Source organism: Bartonella sp. AP3QHHD, assembly GCF_042195765.1.
Classification (GTDB): Bacteria; Pseudomonadota; Alphaproteobacteria; order Rhizobiales; family Rhizobiaceae; genus Bartonella.
The window spans coordinates 1-3,701 of record NZ_JBHIPC010000036.1 but is presented as its reverse complement, the minus strand read 5'-3'; the positions used below and the strand labels follow the sequence as shown (position 1 = coordinate 3,701).

The following is a 3,701-nucleotide window of genomic DNA, read 5'->3' as shown; positions in this document are numbered from 1 at the left end:
TCAAACTGAATGCCAAAGCCTGTACGTTCTTCCTTTGAGCTTGAGGAATGGCTATTATGACCAACAAGCACATTGACATCATGCGCTGCCGAAAGGTTAATATTCTCACCCGCAAGATCAGAGCCCTCCACGTTCACATCTTTTTTCTTGGCAGTGATGTTGATATTGCCATCCGCATTGAGAGAAGAGCCTTGATGCTCAAAGCTCTCTTCATTTTCTGTCTTTCCCTCACTCCCGTATATCGACACAAAGCCCTTACCTGATCCCACACCAAAACCTGTTTCATGCTCCTCTGAATGGCTTTTATGATGATCTGTCATGCCATCAATCGTCACACTTTCTCCGCTCACATTGATATCTTGACCGGAAAGAAGATGAGAAGCAGAAATCTTGGCTTCTCCTTGTGCGTCTAACACGATGTTTCCCGTCGCCCCAAGGATAGAGGAAACCGTTGTGGTATGCGATTGAGATGTATCGGACGATTTCTCATGCAAAAAGCCACTTGATGACGATTGTGCTTGCTGATCCAAGTGTTCTTGGGCGCCTTTGATAGTAATCTTTCCCCCAGAGTGAATGGTAATATCCGCTTGTTTCTGTTCTCCTGGTGCTTTCTCTCCTGACGTTTCCTCTGCCTTACCGGCTACGAGCGTCGAGGCGACAACTTCCGTGTTGTTTCCAGATTCAATGGCAACGCCTTTTTCTCCTGCTATACTTGAACCTACCACTTGGGTAGCTCCAAAAGTTTCATGATAGGATGAGCTTCCCCCAAAAAAACCGCCATCTGTGTAGCTAGATATCTCACGGTGTGAACTATCCTCTGCATTGGTGATCAGGACATCGTTGCTGGCTTTCAGCCCTACCTTGCCCTCAGCCGCAACGGAACTGCCTGTGATGCTAAGGTCATGCGGTTTCCCATCCTGCCCTGCAACAACAGTGGTATCACCCCCAGATTTTATCGAAGAACCCCGAGAAATAGACTCTTGCCTATCAACACTAAAGTCGCTGCTCTGAAAATGATAATCTCTTTCATCGTTTCTCACCCCTATTGTTATCTCCCCTTGTGCGCCAAGAGCAACATTGTCCTTCGCATCTATATCGGAAGCAGCAATATGGATATCTTGACCCGAGATGACAGTGGTATCTTTTCCAGAACTTAAATGAGAGCCATTGTGCAAGGCGACATGGGAGGTTTCACTCCCGCGATGATTGTCCATGCTGTTGCGTGTAGCATCAATCGAAACATTTTCTTTTGCTTGTAAGTAAAGATCATCATGCGCTTGAACATCAGAGCCTAAAATATTCAAATCTTTTCCAGAGAGAAGTGTCGTCGAGCCTCCAGAGTTTAACACAGATTTATGGTGCATAATGGAGTCACTATACTGTTTATGGTGATGCGTTGCAGCTGAGCCTATCGTCAAGTTGCCTTCTTCTGTAGCCATGGCAAGATCACCTCCGGTGCTGATCCCCACCCCTGAGGCGGTAATATCTTGTTTAGCAATCACCGTTGCATTACCCCCAGCAGAAAGCGCCTCGGTGTTTAATACGGTCTCCACGCCGTCAACCGTTGTGCGCCCTGCGTCCAAACGAATATTCTTCTCCGCAAGGATAACAGCATCCCCACCAGCAGCAAAATGCCCCCCTTGACTGAGGATATCCCCACCATGCACATGCAATTGGTGGTTTGCCGCAATCCGCCCTGAATTGGTTATTGTGGAATTGCTTGTATTTTGGCTGGTGATATTGACATCATCGCCCATGATCAAAGCCCCAGCAGAAACAAAGGAGGCTCTGTCTTTTTCAGGGATGTAAAGCACCGGTGCATAAACATCCATGCCCTTGACCTGTTGGCGCACATAAATCACCATCGGGGCTTCTAGGGACGCCAATTGTTCTTCACTCAAAGCCTCACCAAAAGGGAGATTGTGTGCTTTTGCATAATCTGCCCCACCATCTAGCAAAGTTTTGACTTGTTCAATGGCATCACTTCCAGGAATAAAGGAACCTTTGCCCAAACCTTGACCAACAAGATCACGCATTTGTTTCTCAATCAGCTGCTTTTCAAAATAGGCATCACCTAAGAAAAAAATCTCTCTGTCAGGATTATAACCAATTCTGTTCAAATAATAGGCTGAGCCATAAAACTTGCCGACATCAAGGAATTCTGCCCGCGTTTCATAAATGAAATTTTGATTGGGCAGCGTGCCCCCAACACCCCCCGATTGGGGCTTTGGTAAAGGGAGCCCCTCAGCAAGTTCCCCCGCATTATTGAGATCGACTTTTGGTGTAAAGAGAGCGCCAGCTCCAGGCAAACCACTTAAGGACTCCAGTGGATTGCCTCCAACGGTTTTTGCCTCAAAATGCGCATCCCCTGTAATCGAACCTTCCGCTGCCTCGTTGTGGAGTTGATCGACCACCAAATTCAAAATGCCACCCGCTTGAACAAGACCAGGAACAGTATCGAGAACTTCTGAATTGATATGGCGAAAACCATCATTATTTATTATATCTAAAGCAACATTTCGGCTTCCATCAGCGTTATAAGCATAACAATAAGCATCCGTATTAGCCTGACAACCCATATAGGTGTTTTTATAAGCTGTTGCACCTAAATTGGTCAGCACATTGGCGTGGATATCGGCGTTTCCCCCTGCTTCTATAATGCTATAATGGTTGTCAATGGTATCAGCGTTAATAATAAGATTGCCGTGAGACTGTATCATTCCTTGACGAGTAGGCGAAAATTCTTGCGTGACAGTTTTCTGTATCATGTGAGATAAATTATTCCATCGGTACCCTTGAAAAAAAACCGAACTTTCACTCTCTTCATTCCAAGTAAATGCCTTGTATACTATCCCATCTTCTAAAGTTATCTTACCATAAGTTGCCTCTTTGTTGGGCAAAGAATTTTTAAAGTGAAAATCACATGTGTTTCCCGAACATTCAACTTCCTCATAGGAAACGGCCCATATTTCTATCCCCAACTCATTTGCTATACTTGTTGTATGATACAAAATCGCATTTTCAATTGAATCAAAGCGTTCTGGTTTTTGGAAAGAAATATCGCTATATTCCGTTTTTTCNAATTGAATCAAAGCGTTCTGGTTTTTGGAAAGAAATATCGCTATATTCCGTTTTTTCTGTGATGACAGGCGTGCTATCGGCTTCGTTTTTCAGGGTGTTGGTTTGGATATTTAAGTTTCCACCAGCTTGAATAAAGCCCGCTTTGTTAACAAGGGAAAGGCTTTTTCCTGTGCCTTCTGCATTGGTGAAAGATAAATCACCTTCTGTCATTATGGTGCCAAAATCATTGAGCAAAGCANAAATCATTCAACAAAGCCCCATCAACTTGTAAAGCACCATTGCCCTTCACATAAATTAAGCCCGTTTTGTTGTTGGTCACATCCCCCGTCACGCTAAAGACTAAATCCTGCCCCGATGCCAATTGACCGCTATTTCTAAGCTCCCCCGTCTTGATCACGAAATCTCTGGCTGCTAAAACAGAAGTTGTCTCATCAACCATAACGCTTGGAGCAATAAAGAGAATATCTCCAGTCCCTCCCTGATCTGTCACGGCTTGTAGCCGCGCATGGTGAATATCAAGGGCATTGGTGCTGTTAAAATCTAAACCGCCATAAGCCAATTCGCTCTCTGAGACATCAATATGATCTGCAATTAAATACAGCGTTTGCGGCGTGTAAATA

At 44.7% G+C, this 3,701-nt stretch carries 1 protein-coding gene and 1 pseudogene; both read right to left on the bottom strand.

All coding sequences use genetic code 11. From position 1 onward, the window contains the following. Nucleotides 1–3,092 (bottom strand): hemagglutinin repeat-containing protein (locus ACFIL7_RS02015; protein WP_375683283.1); only part of this gene is annotated, 3,092 nt, incomplete at its 3' end. Then, a pseudogene (locus ACFIL7_RS02010) lies at nt 3,090–3,701 on the bottom strand (hypothetical protein); the annotation flags it as partial. The gene ACFIL7_RS02015 and the pseudogene ACFIL7_RS02010, both read right to left, overlap by 3 nt.